The sequence below is a fragment of the Bacillus sp. ZY-1-1 genome, assembly GCF_003047165.1.
GTDB lineage: Bacteria > Bacillota > Bacilli > Bacillales > Bacillaceae > Bacillus > Bacillus velezensis.
The window spans coordinates 2,034,463-2,052,979 of record NZ_CP027061.1 but is presented as its reverse complement, the minus strand read 5'-3'; the positions used below and the strand labels follow the sequence as shown (position 1 = coordinate 2,052,979).

The following is an 18,517-nucleotide window of genomic DNA, read 5'->3' as shown; positions in this document are numbered from 1 at the left end:
GGAGGAGCGAGAATGCTGCCTAAGTACGCCATTTACGAAAAACTTCTGCATGCACAAGTGGTGGCTGTCATAAGGGGACAAAACAGCCAAGAGGCGCTTGAAGTTTCAAAAGCGGCCATTTCAGGAGGTATCAGCGCCATTGAGCTTACATACACAACTCCTGAAGTGGAAGATGTCTTTAAGGAACTCCGGCATCAAGATATTCTTCTTGGAGCCGGTTCTGTAATGGATACCGAAACAGCGAGACACGCCATTTTATCAGGCGCCTCATTTATCGTCAGCTCTCATTTTGTAAAAGAGATAGCATCTCTATGCAACCAGTACAGCGTACCGTATCTTCCGGGATGCATGAGCGTGTCTGATATGGCTTTGGCGCTCGAAGCCGGATGTGATGTGGTAAAGCTGTTCCCCGCTAATTCGTTTAATCCCTCATTTATCAAGTCGGTCAACGGCCCTCTGCCGAATGTCCGCATTATGCCGACCGGGGGTATCTCATTAAACAGCATGAATGACTGGCTTTCTGCCGGAGCGGTCGCGGTCGGAGTGGGAAGCGACTTGACAAAAGCATATCAAAAGGGCGGCTATGAAGCTGCCGTATCCCTCAGCAAAGAATACGTCTGCCGAAAAAACGAATATACGGGGGTGTAACATGAATATCACGTTTCGCTGGTACGGCCAAGGTAATGATACGGTGACGCTTGAACATGTCAGACAAATTCCCGGGGTCAAAGGCATCGTCTGGGCTCTTCACCAGAAGCCCGCGGGCGAAGTATGGGAAAAGGAGGACATTGAAGCCGAAGTCAGATTCATTCAATCCTATGGGTTTCATGCAGAGGTCGTGGAAAGCGTGAATGTTCATGAAGCCATTAAACTCGGCCATGAAGAACGCGGACAATATATTGAGCACTATAAACAGACCATTCGCAATCTGTCCGAATTCGGCGTGAAAGTCATCTGTTACAATTTCATGCCGATTTTTGACTGGACGCGTACTGATATGTTCCGCGCACTGGAGGATGGGTCAACTGCTTTGTTTTTTGAAAAAGCGAAAGTGGAAAGTCTCCCTCCGGAGGAACTGATCCGCACGGTTGAAGAATCTTCTGATTTGACGCTTCCCGGGTGGGAGCCGGAGAAAATGGCCCGGATCAAGGAACTGTTTGAAGCCTATCAAACGGTCGGTGAAAAACAGCTTTGGGCCAATCTAGAATTCTTTTTACATGAAATCCTTCCTGTAGCGGAGGAACACGGCATTCAAATGGCCATTCATCCGGATGATCCGCCTTGGTCAATTTTTGGCCTGCCCCGTATTATCACCGGTGAGAAAAGTTATGAAAAGCTGCGAGAGATTTCAGATTCACCCGCCAACTGTATTACGTTGTGCACGGGTTCGATGGGAGCGGATCCCGCCAATGATATGGTGAAGATCGCCAAACACTGTGCGGGAGCTGCGCCGTTTGCCCATATACGAAATGTGAAAATCTGCGATAACGGTGATTTTACGGAAACTTCGCATCTTACCAGTGATGGGTCCATTGATATTACCGGTGTGGTAAAAGAATTGCACGGCCAAGGCTACAAAGGATATGTACGGCCTGATCACGGCCGTCATATCTGGGGCGAACAATGCCGGCCGGGCTATGGTTTATATGATCGTGCCTTAGGAATTATGTACTTGAGCGGACTGTGGGATGCGTTCTCGTCTCATGAGAAAGAGGTGAAGAGATGAGACCGATTCATGAACGTTTATCAGGAAGAACCGCTGTCATAACAGGCGGGAGCGGTGTTCTCTGTTCAGCAATGGCAAAGGAGCTTTCACGGCAGGGGATGAAAATTGCGATCGTCAGCCGGAATGCTGATAAAGCAGAGCGTGCGGCGGGCGAGATTGCTGACGCTGGAGGAACCGCGGTTTCTGTACCGGCTGATGTTTCAGCCCGTGATTCGCTCGAAAAGGCAAAAGACGAGATTATCAGCCGGTTCGGTTCTGTCAATCTTTTAATTAACGGAGCCGGGGGAAACCACGCTGATGCGATCACTGCCAATGAGACGTATGAAGAGGATGAGCAGAGCCCATCATTTTTTGATATGGACGAAACGGGATTTTCCAGCGTATTTTCAAGCAACTTTACCGGTGCATTTCTGGCATCGCAAGTGTTTGGAAAAGACCTTTTGAAGGCGGAATGTCCCGCGATTATTAATATTTCTTCTATGAGTGCGTATACACCGATGACAAAGGTGCCTGCCTACAGCGCGGCTAAGGCGGCGGTTCAGAATTTTACGATGTGGATGGCTGTTCATTTCGCAAAAAAAGGGCTGCGGGTGAATGCCATCGCTCCGGGTTTCTTTTTGACTGCGCAAAACCGTGAGTTGTTATTACAGGAAGATGGAAGTCTGACAGACCGATCCAATAAGATTATGGCACATACACCGATGAAACGTTTCGGGAAACCGGAAGACCTTCTGGGAACGCTCCTGTGGCTTTCGGATGATTCATGCTCAGGCTTTATCACCGGGGTCACCGTTCCCGTCGACGGAGGTTTTATGGCTTATTCGGGAGTGTGACAGAATCCAGTTCCCTGTCAGATTGTAAACTATTTACTTCTGACTTATACTAGTGAAAAATGAAGACAGACGGGGATGAGTCTATGAAAACCATTACAATTTCTGATGTGGCGAAATATGCAAACGTATCTAAAAGCACCGTATCTCAATTTTTAAATCAGCGCTATGACTATATGAGCGAGAAAACGAAACAAAAAATAGAAGCGGCCATTCATGAGCTGAACTATCAGCCGAATTTCGTCGCCCGCAGCTTAAAACAGAAATCAACATTTACGGTAGGTGTGGTGGTGGCTAATATTCTTCACACCTTTTCCACTCAGGTCATCAGGGCGGTGGAAGACTATTTTCATGAACAAGGATTTCATATTATTGTCTGCAATGCGGATGATGAACCGGAAAAAGAAAAGAAATATATTGAAATGCTCAGGGCCAAGCAGGTGGACGGAATTATTATTTTTCCGACGGGCGAAAATCTCTCCTTATATGAAAAGATGAAACGCGATACGTTTCCGGTCGTGTTTATGGACAGAACCATTGAAGAACTCGGGATTCCGACAGTGATGCTTGATAACCATCATGCAGCCGGTCTTGCCGTTGACCGGTTTATCGAGAGCGGCATTAAGAGAATCGCGATTATTACGACGTCCATTATTCGGGAAATCAGTCCGAGGGTAGAACGGATTGAAGGGTATAAAAAGGCGCTTGACCGCCACGGAATGATGGTGCGGAACGAATATATCAAAACAGCCGATGCGGCTGATATTTCTAATGTTTTGTCAGAGCTGTTCTCACTTCAGGAGCCTCCGAAAGCGATATTGGCGGCAAACGATATCGTTCTTGTTGAGGTGCTGAAGTATATGAAGGAGCATGATATGACAATCCCGGATAAGGCAGCCGTCATCGGAATTGATGAAGTTCCTTTTGCAGGTTTTTTTACTCCTCCGATTACGACGATCGTCCAGCCTGCGGCAGAAATGGCGCGAAAAGCGGGAAGCCTTCTTCTTTGCCAGATACAAGAAAAAGATAGCGTTGAAAAACGGATTCACCGCTATAAACCGGCGCTTCTTCCAAGGCAATCCGGATAACCGGTTTCATTACATAAACCGGTTTACTCCGGCTATAAACCGGCGCTTCTTCCAAGGCAATCCGGATAACCGGTTTCATTACATAAACCGGTTTACTCCGGCAATTTAAATTATGAAATAAGAGGGAGGGATTTTATGTTCTCAAAGGATAGATTCCCTATTATTCTTCTTTTATTTTCAGCCGGGGTGATTAACTATTTAGACCGTTCAGCGCTGTCTATTGCGGCGCCGTTCATACAGCAGGATCTCACATTGTCTGCAACCCAAATGGGGCTGATTTTCAGCAGTTTTTCTGTCGGATACGCTGTGTGTAACTTCCTTGGCGGTGTTGCATCTGACCGGTACGGGGCTAAATTGACATTGTGTACGGCGATGATCGTTTGGTCTCTTTTCAGCGGGGCGGTTGCGCTTGCTTTCGGATTTGTAAGTCTTTTGATTATCCGTGTTTTATTCGGTATGGGCGAGGGGCCGCTGTCGGCTGCCATAAGCAAAATGGTCAACAATTGGTTTCCTCCGTCTCAGCGCGCCACGGTCATCGGCCTGACAAACAGCGGCACGCCGCTCGGCGGAGCGATTTCCGGCCCGATTGTCGGGATGATTGCTGTGGCATTCAGCTGGAAGGTTTCCTTTGTCCTGATCATGATCGTCGGTTTAGTCTGGGCGTTTATCTGGTTTAAATTTGTCAAAGAACGGCCGGCACAGACGGAAGACACCCCGGCAATGAAAGCGGCGGTTCAATCGCATGAGCAGCATATCCCGATGACCTTTTATTTAAAACAAAAAACGGTTCTCTTCACGGCTTTTGCCTTTTTCGCCTACAATTACATCTTATTTTTCTTCTTAACATGGTTTCCGAGCTATCTGGTGAAAGAACGCGGATTAAGTATTGAATTTATGAGCGTGGTGACTGTTATTCCCTGGATTCTTGGATTTATCGGTTTGGCGGCAGGCGGAATGATTTCTGATTATGTATACAAAAAAACCGCCGGAAAAGGGGTTTTGTTCTCACGGAAAGTCATTCTTGTCACTTGCCTGTTCGCTTCCGCTGTACTGATCGGATTTGCCGGACTTGTTACCACTGCCGTAAGTGCCGTTATTCTCGTTGCTTTATCAGTCTTCTTTTTATATATAACGGGCTCTATCTATTGGGCGGTGATTCACGATGTGGTTGATCAAAGGAATGTCGGGTCAGTCGGCGGCTTTATGCATTTTCTTGCAAACACGGCCGGTATTATCGGGCCTGCTTTAACCGGCTTTATCGCGGATAAAAGCGGATCATTCTCGGGGGCGTTTTTGCTTGCAGGCGGATTAGCTGTTTTGGCCTCGGCTGCGGTAATCCGTTTTGTGCGTCCGATTATCATTCAAACAGTTTCTGAAGATAAAAAAGACACGATACCTTATTCATAAGTCATCAAAGCCACTGAGGCTGTCCTGCTGATAACGGGATGGCCTTTTCGTTCTCCCGCTTGATCTGTTCCTATGATAATATAGGAATTGTTTACAAAAGAAGGGAAGAGGAGGGAGCATGAAACAGAAGCCGATATATGTCGAAATCAATATTGCATCTGATATAGAAACGCTTTGGGAATATACGCAAAACCCGCATCTTCATAAAGAATGGGATCTGCGTTTTTCTGACATTACATATCTTCATAGGCTGCCAGATGAACCGCAGAGATTTCTATATGAAACACGAATCGGTTTTGGGCTGAAGGTATCCGGCACGGGCGAATCAATAGGTGACATAAGGCCTCGCTTGTCAGAAAGAGTGTCTTCGCTCGCTTTTGCCTCTGATCATCCGCTGTCACTTATAAAAGAAGGCAGGGGCTACTGGAAGTATATAGAGCGGGATAACGGACAAACCTCATTTTTGACTCAATATCAATATGAAACGGCCCGCGGTCTGCCGGGAAGTTGGATAGACCGGTTTTTATTTCGTCCTCTGCTAAGCTGGGCTACCGCATGGAGCTTTGATGCGTTGCGGCTTTGGATAGAACAAAACAGACATCCGAAGATATCGGTCCGTTTCGGATTTGTCTATGTCTGTATGTGCCTCGTATTCAGTCTGTATTGGTTTTTTCAAGGCTTTCATGATGGCTGTGCCGATGCAGAGATCGTGAGGGGAACGCTGGAGACAGGGTTAGGGGTATTATGGCTGCTTCCCATGCGGAGAAAGTGGCTGATTCACGCCGGGCAGTCAGTCTTCTTTTGTGTAACGGCACTGTTATATTCCGGCGGCGGATTCTTGATTTCATTAGGAGTCCTTACGATAGCCGGCATGATTCTTAAGCTCAAGCTGCCGAGCGCCTGGCATACAAAACGAAAGAGAGAAGTGAAATGACGGATTCAATGTATGAAAAAACGATTACTCATTATCAATCACTGCACCCGATGCTGCAGAAACGGTACAGATTTGACGGATCACGCACGTTTTGCGGAGAAGGCGTTATGTCAGAAATAAAGGGAGGTTCTTTTCTTGTCAGAATGCTTTTAAAGACCGGTGTTTTTTTCAGATGTTTTTTCTCAGAGAGGGGAAACGATATCCCTTTTACTATCGAAAACAAAAACAGGCAAAATGGCGTGGAATGGAATCGTACCTTTTTCTTTAAAGGCAAAACGCGTTTTTTTGATGCGGTCATGGAATATGATGAGCGGGAAAACAGAATTCTTGATTACTTCGGCAAACCTCACATCCTACTGTCTGAACTGCATTTAGAAGCGTCTTCAGACGGAGGGCTTATTATTACATCCGGAAGGCAGTGGCTCCTGATAGGCGGAAAGAAAATCCCGCTTCCGGCATGGCTGTGCGGGAATTCAACCGTTTATGAGGCTTATGATGAGGAAATGAATTGCTTCAGCATAAAGGTTCATGTGAAAAACCGGATACTCGGCACGCTTTTCTCTTACCGGGGGACTTTCCGGGAAACAGAGGGAGAAACATGCTGAAGCGTCATCTCATGGTAAGCGTTGTTTGCTTTTTGGGATTTGCGGCGGCTGAAGCTCCGCATATATCAGCGGCTGAGACGTTTGTTTTATTTTCCGTGCTTTTTTTCGTTCCCGCTGTATTCTGCTTTGCTTTTCGGCCGTCAAAGACCTTAGAGAATGTGTGGTTACGGAGTTATCCTGTTGCCGCTATATGTGCGGCGCTTGCGCTTGTCACAGGCTTCAGCTTTTTTGCCTTTGTGTGGTTCATTTATACGCTTGGACTGGCACTGTATGCTGTCCGCCGGCTGATGAAAACAAATATTCACAGAACAGAAGAGATGTCAGTTATGGCGGGTTTCATTTATTTGGCCGGGGGCGGATTCTGGTTCTTCGCATATGTCCTTGAGATTCCCGTCCTGAATTTCGGCCCGCTTATCGTTCTGCTGACGGCGGTGCACTTTCACTATTCCGCTTTTCTCATTCCGATCTTTAACGGATTGCTCGGCAGGATCATACGGGAGAAACGCGGACTTTACCGGTGGAGCACGGTCATTATTTTGATTTCGCCGGTCCTAATTGCCTTGGGGATTACATTTTCAAAGACACTTGATGTGATTGCTGTCGCTCTGTATCTTGCGGGTCTGTATGTAAATGCATATCTCGTCTTTAAGGCGCCGTTTGTTACGAAAACAGGCAGGATCTTGATCAGGAGTTCTTCGGCTGTGTTAATGATCACAATTGCTTTTTCTTTGATATATTCGTACGGTGTCTACCGCGCGGAGGCAACGCTCACGATCAGCCAGATGATTTGGATTCATGGGGCCGTCAATGCATTCGGCGTTATCCTGCCGGCTTTGGCGGGGTGGAGAATAGAAAATCCTAGACCGTTCGATGAGAACAGTGAAAAAACGTTCAGCAGAATTTACGGGAAGGGAACGATAGGCAAAGATTTTTTGACTGACATTCATGCAGCAAATGACATCCATTATACCGGCCTTCAGGATCAGCTGAGAGAACTGCATTCTGAAGACTTTTCAACTGAAAAGCTGGCGCCGGCCGTTATTTCCTTTTATGAAGAGACAATTGATTATGACATCATGGCGAAAGTGACGTGGAGCGGTTGGTTTCGTCCGTTCGCGCGCGTGTACGAGCCGTTCAGCAGAAGAGCGGGGCAGATTCATCTGTCCATGAATCCGGATTGGTATATCATGCACAGTGATATTATAGGAGTTGACTCTGATAAAGACGGCAGAAAAAATGTCCGTGCGTGGATCAGAACAAATGAAAAGCAGGAAACCGTTTTTACTGCGCTGTATTCAGCGTACAGGGCAAAAGGGGAAGGATACATGAATATCTCTCTTCCGCTGCCGTACGGCCAAATGACGGGCATTTTAAAACCTTATGAGCGTAAGCAGAATCTTGTTTTGACAAGCAGACGGCGAAAAAGCGGAGCGGGTGATGAAGGGATTTATCTGCAGACGAAATGGGGGACGTGTCATCTTCCGCTGGCAGAGACATTTCTTATTTCAGCCCAGAGCGAAACAAGCCTGAAGGCCGTTCATCATATGTGGCTGTTCGGACTGAAATTTTTAACTGTGCATTATCGGATCACTCATGCTTCCGCAGGTAACCGAAGCAAATAACAAGCTGCAGAGCCGTCTGTTCATCAGGCGGCTTTTTCTCATCTACATGGGTTATATTCACCATTTTATTTGCGAGCTATTTTGCGGCGGATGACACGAAAGGAGTCATGCGCTGGATCTCATTTATTCTCGTGTTAGCTCAGCTGTCCGGGATGACATGAGCGGTTATGTTGTCAGTGAATGAGGATGGGACGCAGCCTCGGTCTTGCCAGTCTTTGCCTGTCTTTCATGATTCGCGAAATGAAAACGACCGCAAAGATACCTGTTACATTGAGCGGTATGGTGAAGGCAGCCGGGCATATGTCCTTGCTGAAAATCTCGTTTTTATCCATTTTAGCCCATGACATGATTTTTACGAAAATGTTTGGCTTCACAACGGCATATGCGCTGCGTATAGGTGTCAGTGAGAAAGAAATCAGCTTGTTGTCTTTTCGTTTATGACTCCCCACGCACTGGCTCCGCTAGTGATAGGAACGTTAGTTCGCAGGTGCGGAAACTGGGTAACATTAAAGCTGTTTTATTTACTCGCAGCCGTTTTTATTTTTATCATTCCTTTTACCATCAGCCCGATGGCGCTTTATGTGGTTCAGATTTTAATAGGTTTTTCACTCGGCATTATCTTTTCTTTGCTGCTTGGAATGTCGATTGAGTCTGTTCCGGCAGACATGAGAGCAACATCGATGGGGGCGTACCAGGCGCTTTATGCACTCGGTATTTTTGGAGGACCTTTGGTCGAGGGATTTTTTAACGATTGGCTGGGGCTCAGGGCCGGATTTTATTTCGCGGCAGTGCTCGGGCTGGCGGCTGTCATACTTGCTCAGCTCATATGTGAGGAGCCGATGCGAAAAAATCGTCGGAGTATTACCAGACATGATTTTATTTTTGTGTACGCTTTCAAAAAAGAAGAGATCTTATTCGGATAAAATTCATCACAATATATGTATTTTTAGTGAAAATAAGTATCTTATCTACAAAATATGACAAATTCCCTTTGTACAAGATGGTAAAATCAGATTACCTGCTAAGTGAGAAAGCAGCAGGCAATAAATCACAAGGGGGCAATATTAATGTTAAAAAGTAAAATTAAAAAAATAGCCGGTGCGGCTGTAATTGCTGGAGCATTATTGGTTTCTGTGTCGCCAGCAAAAGCAGAAACTCTTCCGGGATTGATCTGGGTCATGGACAAATATACTGACGCTTTTAAATTCGACATGTTTATTAAAAACGGAAATGAAAAATGGGTTTATGTTTACACAAGATTATCCGATGGCAAAGTTGATGTGGAAGAAGTAAAGTGTGAAACGATTTATAAAGATCGATGCTATGTAAAGCAGTAAGAAATAAATACAAATCGTAATACATCCTATTTTTTAATTCCGTCTCATCAACTAAGTATACTTAAGATAACGAGACGGAATTTTCATTAAAGATTTAACTTCCTAGAATATATATTATGTAAACTAGAAATTGTGAAGAGAATATAAAAGTGGATCCATATATTCTAACAGCTTCCCCTTTTAGTAAGGTAATATTAAAAAACCTCTACGTCCTTAATAAATTAAATTGGTTATAAAGGTTTTTCAGTTTGAGTATTTTCATCTGTTATGTCACTTGTTGCTGGTCTTCTTGATCAAGTCCACGCCATCGTATGCCAGACTTTCCACACTTGCAGCTTTCTGCAGGATGTAATGATCAAAAAAGTTCTTCGTATAGTCTGTAACAAGATTTCGCATCTCCGTGGCATTCCGTTCGCCTCTAAGTTCCTCATTCACACTGGTAAACACGATGTCGCAGTAATCTAAATGCGCAGCACGATCAACAGAGAAATAATAGGTATCCATGCTATTGTCAGCGCCAATGATCGCATTCATGTTATAGTTCGGTTCACAAAACAGCAGCAAAAAGGGTTTCTTAAGGTCGCTGCCCTGAAGGCCGAACGCTCCGCTATCCAAGCCAACGCCAGCATCTCCGGATCTTCGAAAACGCCAAAATGGCATCAGAAAAATCCTTTGATACATTAAAACAGGCGCCCATCTTTACGCTTATACATCGTGCTATTCTGATGGCCGATGCTTACCACCACATATCCCACGCTTGCCAAGTCTGTACAGATCACTGTGCCCCATTCTGAAGAACCGCCCCCGCCGCAAACATAGAATAACACCGGATAACGCTTTCTTTCCCGGAGAGAGCAAGGTCGTCGTAACATTGGGTCTTGATATCTATAGAGTAAGCATCCTTCAACGCAGTGAGAAGCGGCTGCTCATCAAGCATTTCGCAGACTTCAGGAAACATGTACGTTGATGTAGTCTTCCCTTCGCTGCTGTCGGACGGATAGTACACAAACGCAGTCAGTTCTCTTTTTGTATGATCTGATGCCGTGTACTCAAAATCCAGTTGGGTGCGGCCGACAGTATAGCCGCCAATCGGCTCTGGAAATGCATCATACCTTTTCATTCTCTTGTTCCCCCTTAAGTAATAAAAGTGGCGGGTGTGAAATACATACATTGCGCTTTAAACACTTTTCAAAACTGTAAAACGATTACATTATATGTTGAGTGAATCATATCTACTCCTTCACGTAAACCTCCATGTATTGCTGTTTAAGATAATAAAAGCGGACATCGTTGCTGATGTCCGCCTAAAGCTTAACTAATTGGGTTCTGTTCCCCAAATCAGTTTTCCTTGATGATATAATGTAATTTTTTTCGTTGTTTTAAACGTATTTGATTGAAAAAAGGAATAATCACCGCTTTGTGCATAACTACTCCAGTCATCATTGTGAAGACGAAGCTGAATATTCCCTGTGCTTGCTCCCGGTGACAGCGTTCCTGTTTTAAAACCCAGTTCCAGATAGGTATCTGCACCTTGCTTAGGTTTATGCAGCGTCACAAATTTGTGGGTCAGATTGCCGCATCCAATCTGCGCGTAGTCACAGTCAAAGTTTTGGCCTTTGTTTTTCGCGTTATACCAGTAACGGGCAGTGACATCTTTTAAATCAACCGTCGCATTGCCGTTATTTTTTATGTGAAGCTGCGGGCGGATTTGGTTGCTATTCACACCCCCATCCCCTGCTTTGTATTGTACAGAAATGCCGTTTTCCTGTGCGGGGTTATCTTGTGCTGGCGTTTCAGGGCGTTCTTTCGTTGAATCTTTGTTGCCGAGAATGTTTTCTCTTACGAATGTTCCTGAAGCAGTTAAATTTGTAAGCGGCCAGCCGCCTGTTTTAGATGCTCCCGGCTTTAACGCTGAGGATGATTCCTGCTTATCAGAAAGATTCCAGTTCACCCAGCTGATGTTCTTGCTGTCGAGATAATTCAGCCATTCCCGCGACTGGTCAAGGAATACACCGCCATTTCCAGACGCGTCGCTTGTTCCCCATTCCGTCACGAAAATAGGCGCTCCTTTACTGAGTGCATAGTTTGCTTTATCCCGTAAAGATTGGCCGTGTGTGCCGGCATAAAAATGAAGCGCGTACATGACGTTTGCATCTTTTAGCTGATCATCGGCTGCATCATTCACATCTTGGCTCCATGTACCGGTTCCGACAATGATGATGTTGTCTGGATCATTTTTGCGGATAACGGAAATCACTTCTTCCGCATACGGTTTAATATCACGCTTCCAGTTCACATCACCGTTTGGTTCGTTTGCAATTTCATAAATGACGTTTGGCGTGTTTCCGTAAAGACTTGACATTTCCTTAAAAAAATCTTTTGCCTTCTCTTTATTTTGGTTTGGGTTGCCGTCATTTAAGATATGCCAGTCAATGATGACATATATCCCAAGTTCTTTTGCCGCTTCAACCGCTTCTTTTACTTTATTTTTCACGGACGGATTATCAATATAACCGCCGTCTGCCGTATACATCGCCGCGCGGAAAACGGTTATGCCCCAATCGTCTCTCAGCCATTTTAAGCTGTCTTTATTGACAAAATCGCCATACCATTGCAATCCATGTGAACTGATCCCTTTCAATTGTACCGCTTTGCCGTCCCGGTTTACGAGCTGTGTTCCTTTTATGCTAAGCTGCCCATTCTTGGCTACTGGCGTTTTTGTCCCTGCTGCAGATGCCGGCGAAGCCTGCAAGCCGCCCATTGTCAATACCGTAATCAATAAACACGTAATAAAAATAGAAATTGACCGTTTCATATCTGATCTTTTCCTCCTTCTCATCATTTTGGCTCTCCACTTCTTATGAGCACGAACTCATTGTAAAAATCTTTCTCATGATTGTCTATCAACCTAATTTCTTGTTTTTAGAAGGTGTAAAAGCCTGTGAATGTGCTCTTTCTCTATTGAATTAGTTGCACCTGACACATATAGAACAAAGAAAACTGGACTGAACCGGGACTTTACACGTCATTTTTCAATCGAGTCGAAAAATTAAATGTATTTCTGACGTAGACGCGCTAAATGTGATGAGTCTCAATATGGCATTGAATCTTATGATTGTAATAAGACGAGCCCTTGCCCGTCCTTGTTAATTTAAGGTTGATGTAAGGTTCGGATTAATACGGGTTAAGGTTGGAGTTGTACAATAAGATTGTACTTCAGTGTGGGATTCAGCCAGAAGAATTCCCCCTTCAATAAATCATAGAGGTGAAAAGGTTTGAGAGAAAATAAAATTTTGTCTTCATTATGTTACTTCAGTATATTTTTTGCGCCGTTTCTGTTTCCGATTATCGTCTATTTCTTAAGCCGGGACGATGTGAAAGAACATGCGAAAAAATCTTTGTGGACGCATCTGATTCCTTATTTGATTTTTGGAATCGGCATCATCGCTTCAGGTTTACTTGGTATGAATGATATCAGACATGCCGGGCCTTTCCTGCTTGCGACTTATGCTGTTACATTCCTTGTGGCGATCTATTTTTTCATTTGGAACATTGTCAAAGGAATCAAAGTGTTTTCGGAACAATAGGAAAAAACGGTTCTGTTATTAATCAGCAGAACCGTTTTTTTTGTATAGCCATTATGATAATTGTATATCTATCGTTGTCCCTTCTCCCGCGGTGCTGTGAATGGTGATGTCCCCTCCGTGCTTTTGGATAATATCCTTTGCTATGGCCATTCCGAGACCAGAGCCTGCATGCGTCGTTCCTGTATTTGTCCCCCTGTAATAGCGGTCAAACACTTTTTCCAGCTCCTCTTCTTCTATCCCTTTGCCGTTGTCCTTAATTGTCACATGAGTTCGTTCTTTTTGTTCAAGCTGTACAACGATCTTCACATCGGGATCATTGTGAACGAGGGCATTTAAAATGAGATTCGTGACCGCTCTCCGAATCAATATCGCATCAAGGTTCAGCATCAGCTTTTCCAGGTTCGTTTGAAGCTCAATGGACTTATCCGCATATCTGGAATCGTTTAAAATATCAATTAACGTTTCACGCAGCAGCGATACAAGGTTTACCCGTTCTCTATTTAACATCACATCGTTGTTTTTCAGCCTTGTCGTTAAGTTTAAATCTTCCATCACATCTTTCATATAGAGCGATTTACTCTCAATGATCCGGGCGTAATCTCTGATCTGTTCGACTGTGAGATGATAATTCGGATCTTTAATGATTTCTGCATAGCCTTGAATAGATGCTAATGGTGTTTTAATGTCATGAGAAATATGACTGATCCACTCTTCACGCATTTGCTCTAATTTATCTTTTTCTTTTTTGCTTAAAGATAGTTGTTCCGATAAGTGATTGACATTATAGAAGACATCTTTATAAATGCCTTTGGATTTCATTTTGATCGTATAATCTCCATTAGCTAACCGCTGGATTCCTTGGATGACACGGCCGAGCGGTTTTGTGAGCTGCCGGCTGAATAGATAGCCAATGAGTAATGCGATCAATGCATCTATTGATAATAATATGATGGTTCCTGCATTGAACTTCGTCACAAATTCCTTGGTATCATATGAGAGGACAAATTTTCCGAGAGAGGGATTTTTAAACCCTATAAAGTAACTGTACTCCTTGCCGTTTACTTTTTTTCCGCCGGCGTAAATGGTTGATAATAATTGTTCATCCTTATATTTATGTAAATTTACAATTTCAATAGGCGTATATTTTTTCTTCAGTCCTTTAGGTTCTCTATCATGATAAACATCCTGTCCGTTTTCATCTAATATTTGAATCCATGCATTCTGCTCTTTTAAAGCTTTTTGGCCCTCTTTGTTTACTGTGATACCATTGTTCGATAACGTGACATATTGTCCGAATGATCTTGTGAAAGTTTCCGGTGTACTTTCTTCGTCATGTTGGCTGTTCGCCTGGAAAACAAGCCAAAACATAAAAATAAATAAATTAATGAAGACTGTAATGATGGTCACTATGATGACAGATACCATGTATCTGCCTGTTAATCGCCAATTCATCCCTACGCATCCTTTACAACAAATTTGTAGCCTAACCCTTTCACAGTGACGAGAAATTCTGGTTTTGATGGGACAGTTTCTATTTTCTCACGGAGCCTGCGTATATGAACCATCACCGTGTTGTCAGAACCGAAAAAGTCTTCTCCCCATACAGCTTGATAGAGTGTTTCTTTACTGATCACCCGATTGGGATGCTGCAGAAAATAGGCCATAAGCATAAGTCCTTTAGGTGTTAGCTCAATAGCCGCTCCATTTTTGGTGAGCTCGGCTTGTTGTTGGTTTAATTCAAATGGTCCTTTTTTTATCACGGTTCCGGTTTGAGAAGGCTGTAAGTAAGAGACCCGTCTCAGCTGCGCTTTGACCCGGTATGCGACTTCTTTAGGGCTGAAAGGTTTTGTAATGTAGTCGTCCCCGCCGATGGCAAGTCCTACAATTTTATCCGTTTCCTCCCCCTTTGCAGACAAAAAGATAATAGGAATGTGTGAAATGTCCCTTATTTGCTTGCAGATATCATAGCCTTCACCGTCTGGCAGCATGATATCCAATATCACAAGATCGGGATTTTCTTGATGAAATTGAGCCAATCCGTCACGGGCAGTTGAAGCGGTCACTACGCGATCAATGCCTTCTCTTATTAATACGGTTTTGATCAGTTCCAAAATTTCTTTTTCATCGTCTATGATTAATACTTTGCTGTGAAGCCGTGACATATATTGATCACTCCTTGAAGTCATTGTCATTATTATACCCAATGTCCGTGTATCGTTAAAAAATCAACATTCTCTCCCACAGAAAATAAGCCAATTTTCTTTTCCGAGTAAGAAAATTGGCTTAATGCAATGCTGATGCCTTTAACGCTTTACAACAAATGTTGTCACGCTTTGAGCCGGCAGATGGGCCCAAAAATGATTATCCGTTACTTTGAGATCCGTTCCAGGTTGAAGATTGCTGCTGCTGCTCGTGATCCATCTGGATACTTGCGAAGCAGATCCATTCTGCAACACGAAGTTTTGGTTGACCCCTGTGTTATTTTTATTAATGGCAACAATCACGACTTTATTGTCTCCTTTATAGGCTGACACGTAAACATTCGGTTCAGGATTTTTCGTTGCATCAATCCTTACATAGCCAGGGCGCACAAATTTTGAGAAATGAGCCATATTGTATCCGCGTTTGCTGATCATCCCATCTTCTTTCATAGGGCCGTATGATCTGCGGATGTACCACCACACATAAGCTTGAAAATCTCCCTCTACCATTGAATGATGAATATGCTCTGAAACACCTAAAGCCTCAGGCCAGCGATCCGCTGAATTGTTGTCACTGTTCGGATAGTATACCTCCGTCATCCATAGCTCTTTCCCTCCTCCTTTTTGTTTGAAAAGAGGATAAGGAAACTGACTGACCTGAGTGCCGTACAGGTGGGTTCCGAGGATATCCATATTCCTAAGCGCCTGCGGATCGTTCAAAATGGGATCCGATATATTTTTCAGGTATTGAAATGATTCCGGCGCAATCACACGGGCATTAATGGAACCGGCATTCTCTCTCATGAAACGCAGGATTTCTTGAGGCGTCCACCATGTCCATTCGTGAGCGTAATCAGGCTCGTTCTGCATAGAAATCGCATACAGATTCACACCATTACTCTTCATGAAATTAACGAAATCGTTAAGATGCTGCGCGTATGCGGCGTACTTATCGTATCTCAGCCGCTTAGCTGATGTGTCACCATTATGATTGAAAGTCTCAACCATATCGTTTGGCGGATTCCAAGGGGAAGCAAAAACGATTGCTCCGTGTTTGATCGCACTCTTTGCAGTCTCCACTTCCTTGTACCAATTATTTCTATTCTCATCTACATGAATTCTTAAGACCGAAAAACCTAACTGATTCTGTCCATTGCCAAAAGCGGTCTCCCGTTGAGCCGCAGTCAAGTCTCCAATCCAAGCCGGGTGATTCATTCCTCCAAAACCGCGAATCACTTGTCTTTCTGCAGATATATTAACTGTTGCATCACTTGCTGCTGAAACTTCAGTAACTCCCGGTCCTAAGAGCATGACGGACAGCATTGTGAAACATACCAATAATACACAAATTGGTTTTTTTACGCTCGACATCATTTTTTCCTCTCCTTCATTTATCTTTTATAGACTTAGAAAACGTACCTTTGCTTATCTTTGTGTAAACTGCCAGTAATCAACATTAAACAAGTTTCCTGTACCAGTTCCGGTAAATACAAAGAATACGTTGTGAACACCGGATGCGCCGCTTACCGCAGTTTCTATTTCTCTCCAGGATTGCGTTCCGCCTGTGGAAGGGACATTCAAGGTTCCGACAAGCTTACCGTTTGCACTGTCTAGTCGCACTTCTATTTTTCCGCCGAGAGCGGACGCTACATTTGCTTTAAACGTCCTGGCACCGCCTGACCCGAAATCTGCATTTCCTACAGCAATCCAGTCTCCGTTATGAATGTTTGTGACATGTTGATTATTGACCGGCCCGCCGGGTGCTGAGGATGCCTCTGTCAAAATCCGTCCGTTCCAGGCAAACGTTTCCGCTTCTACCCGGTTATATGGATTCAAGTTGGATAGCTGTTTGACACCTGCAAAATTTGCCGCTACCTCTTGCAGGGAGCCATCTGGATTATGCACAAGCTTATTTATATGGGGAGAACGGTATCCTTTGCCGGCCCCGTAAAGAGCGGAGCTGACAGTTTGAGTATGATACACCACATACCACTCGTTTTTAAAATTAAAAACAGCATGGTGATTATTTCCGCCGCCTCCGAAAAATGCTCCCGGATTTTTCAGAAAGTGCCCTCTATACGAAAAAGAATTCATAGGACTTGAGCTGGTCATATAGCCGATCTCACCTGGAGGTTTATCGGCCGGGTGCGCGCCCCCGAAATTGATACAATAGGAATAGTAATATTTTCCGTTATACTTATGCATTCCCGAATCTTCAAACATAAAAGGCGCATCAATCGTAGATGCACTTCCGGCAACACTGGTCATATCAGGCCCTAATTTCATGACTCTTGCTGTTTTAGGATTGGCCCATTGTCCCTGCGTTGGATTTGAACCGCCCGGAACGCCTCCGCCGGCATATAGGTAACCGGTACCGTCATCATCTACGAATACTGCCGGATCAAAAAGCCATACAACACCGGACATTCCTGGTGTACTTGGCGTCACCAGCGGTTTTCCGATCGGATCTGTCCACGGACCGGTCGGGCTGTCTGCGGTGAGAACCCCGATACCTCCGCCGCCGTTTGCGAAATAAAGGAAAAATTTATCCTTACCGTTGATCTTTTTCACCGCGGCTGACGGGGCCCATGATGCTCCTGCCCATTTGGCAATCCCCCGGCCGCCATTCACCCCATTGGCACCCGCTGCGGGAATCGCTCCGTGATCTGTCCAGTTCACCATATCCGCTGAAGATATGACGGATATTTTATTCAAATTGGCAAATGAATTATCCTTAATCGTGCCGTCGCTATTATATTCATAGTCATCGCTTGACATATAGATGTAGACTCTTCCGTTATAGGTCAGCGCAAACGGATCCGCGCCCAGATGATGGTCGATAAGCGGATTTGAATTCCCAACATGTTTTGCAATTGGAGTGCTGGCAGCATACGCAGACTTCCCAGTGAAGCAACTCAATAATAAAGCAAGGACCCATAGGCATACGCAACATTTTTTACACATAACTTAACGCTCCTCCTTTTTCTTTAAATTCGGGGAACTTTTACCATTTGAGAACAAATTGCAGTACCGGCAGTAAAAAGCAGACTCCGCAGTGAAGCAACTCAATAATAGAGCTAGTACCCATACACATACGCTACACTTTTTTCTAATAACTTGACATCCTTCTTTTTCCTTAAAATGTATGATGATTTTTTTACCATTTGATGACAACCGGTC

The 18,517-nt window shown here is 44.4% G+C and carries 17 protein-coding genes and 1 pseudogene; 11 read left to right on the top strand and 7 right to left on the bottom strand.

The window, feature by feature from the left end; translation table 11 throughout:
* The first annotated feature begins 12 nt into the window (after positions 1-12).
* The 8 genes from C5I45_RS10400 (at position 13) to C5I45_RS10365 (ending at position 8,212) form a co-directional block, all read left to right on the top strand.
* Entirely contained in the window at positions 13-648 is a 636-nt protein-coding gene (locus tag C5I45_RS10400) for a bifunctional 2-keto-4-hydroxyglutarate aldolase/2-keto-3-deoxy-6-phosphogluconate aldolase (protein ID WP_003153952.1), read from the top strand.
* 1 nt (position 649) lies between these two features.
* Complete coding sequence (uxuA, locus tag C5I45_RS10395) at positions 650-1,726, top strand: mannonate dehydratase (RefSeq protein WP_014305078.1); 1,077 nt, start codon at positions 650-652, stop codon at positions 1,724-1,726.
* A complete protein-coding gene (locus C5I45_RS10390; protein ID WP_014305079.1) occupies positions 1,723-2,559 on the top strand; it encodes an SDR family oxidoreductase in 837 nt (278 codons plus the stop codon). The genes uxuA and C5I45_RS10390 overlap by 4 nt, the downstream gene beginning before the upstream one ends.
* Before the next feature lie 83 nt (positions 2,560-2,642).
* The gene (locus tag C5I45_RS10385) at positions 2,643-3,644 is read left to right on the top strand and encodes a substrate-binding domain-containing protein (protein WP_025851066.1); all 1,002 of its coding nucleotides are present in this window, start codon (positions 2,643-2,645) and stop codon (positions 3,642-3,644) included.
* Positions 3,645-3,779: 135 nt separating this feature from the next.
* Positions 3,780-5,051: an MFS transporter gene (locus C5I45_RS10380; RefSeq protein WP_014305081.1), complete on the top strand. Its 1,272-nt coding sequence runs from the start codon at positions 3,780-3,782 to the stop codon at positions 5,049-5,051.
* A 118-nt stretch (positions 5,052-5,169) separates the two neighbouring features.
* Complete coding sequence (locus tag C5I45_RS10375; RefSeq protein WP_003153945.1) at positions 5,170-5,985, top strand: hypothetical protein; 816 nt, start codon at positions 5,170-5,172, stop codon at positions 5,983-5,985.
* Positions 5,982-6,590, top strand: coding sequence for a DUF4166 domain-containing protein (locus tag C5I45_RS10370; RefSeq protein WP_003153943.1), 609 nt, complete (start codon positions 5,982-5,984; stop codon positions 6,588-6,590). Before C5I45_RS10375 ends, C5I45_RS10370 begins: the two co-directional genes overlap by 4 nt.
* A complete protein-coding gene (locus C5I45_RS10365) occupies positions 6,584-8,212 on the top strand; it encodes a YndJ family protein (RefSeq protein WP_107994381.1) in 1,629 nt (542 codons plus the stop codon). Before C5I45_RS10370 ends, C5I45_RS10365 begins: the two co-directional genes overlap by 7 nt.
* Positions 8,213-8,385: 173 nt before the next feature.
* On the opposite strand, the gene C5I45_RS19675 is transcribed toward C5I45_RS10365, so the two are convergent.
* Complete coding sequence (locus C5I45_RS19675) at positions 8,386-8,661, bottom strand: hypothetical protein (RefSeq protein WP_155759321.1); 276 nt, start codon at positions 8,659-8,661, stop codon at positions 8,386-8,388.
* A gap of 15 nt (positions 8,662-8,676) precedes the next feature.
* Between C5I45_RS19675 and C5I45_RS10355 the strand changes: the two genes are divergently transcribed.
* A complete protein-coding gene (locus tag C5I45_RS10355) occupies positions 8,677-9,135 on the top strand; it encodes an MFS transporter (RefSeq protein WP_231135361.1) in 459 nt (152 codons plus the stop codon).
* A gap of 144 nt (positions 9,136-9,279) precedes the next feature.
* Positions 9,280-9,549: a hypothetical protein gene (locus tag C5I45_RS10350; protein ID WP_014418037.1), complete on the top strand. Its 270-nt coding sequence runs from the start codon at positions 9,280-9,282 to the stop codon at positions 9,547-9,549.
* A gap of 270 nt (positions 9,550-9,819) precedes the next feature.
* Here C5I45_RS10350 and C5I45_RS10345 read toward each other — a convergent pair.
* Positions 9,820-10,669 (bottom strand): annotated as a pseudogene (locus tag C5I45_RS10345) (alpha/beta hydrolase).
* A gap of 195 nt (positions 10,670-10,864) precedes the next feature.
* Positions 10,865-12,364, bottom strand: a complete 1,500-nt coding sequence (locus C5I45_RS10340) for a cellulase family glycosylhydrolase (RefSeq protein WP_025851060.1) — start codon at positions 12,362-12,364, stop codon at positions 10,865-10,867.
* Between the two features lie 460 nt (positions 12,365-12,824).
* On the opposite strand from C5I45_RS10340, the gene C5I45_RS10335 reads away from it, so the two are divergent.
* On the top strand, positions 12,825-13,136 hold the full coding sequence (locus tag C5I45_RS10335; protein WP_014305088.1) for a magnetosome magnetite crystal formation protein family: 312 nt from the start codon (positions 12,825-12,827) through the stop codon (positions 13,134-13,136).
* A 51-nt stretch (positions 13,137-13,187) separates the two neighbouring features.
* Here C5I45_RS10335 and C5I45_RS10330 read toward each other — a convergent pair whose 3' ends face one another.
* The 4 genes from C5I45_RS10330 to C5I45_RS10315 form a co-directional block, all read right to left on the bottom strand.
* Entirely contained in the window at positions 13,188-14,588 is a 1,401-nt protein-coding gene (locus tag C5I45_RS10330) for a sensor histidine kinase (RefSeq protein WP_071543332.1), read from the bottom strand.
* A gap of 2 nt (positions 14,589-14,590) precedes the next feature.
* The gene (locus C5I45_RS10325) at positions 14,591-15,298 is read right to left on the bottom strand and encodes a response regulator transcription factor (RefSeq protein ID WP_025851058.1); all 708 of its coding nucleotides are present in this window, start codon (positions 15,296-15,298) and stop codon (positions 14,591-14,593) included.
* A gap of 141 nt (positions 15,299-15,439) precedes the next feature.
* On the bottom strand, positions 15,440-16,711 hold the full coding sequence (locus C5I45_RS10320; protein WP_058906062.1) for a glucuronoarabinoxylan endo-1,4-beta-xylanase XynC: 1,272 nt from the start codon (positions 16,709-16,711) through the stop codon (positions 15,440-15,442).
* Between the two features lie 51 nt (positions 16,712-16,762).
* The gene (locus C5I45_RS10315) at positions 16,763-18,301 is read right to left on the bottom strand and encodes a glycoside hydrolase family 43 protein (RefSeq protein ID WP_003153930.1); all 1,539 of its coding nucleotides are present in this window, start codon (positions 18,299-18,301) and stop codon (positions 16,763-16,765) included.
* Between the last annotated feature and the right edge of the window lie 216 nt (positions 18,302-18,517).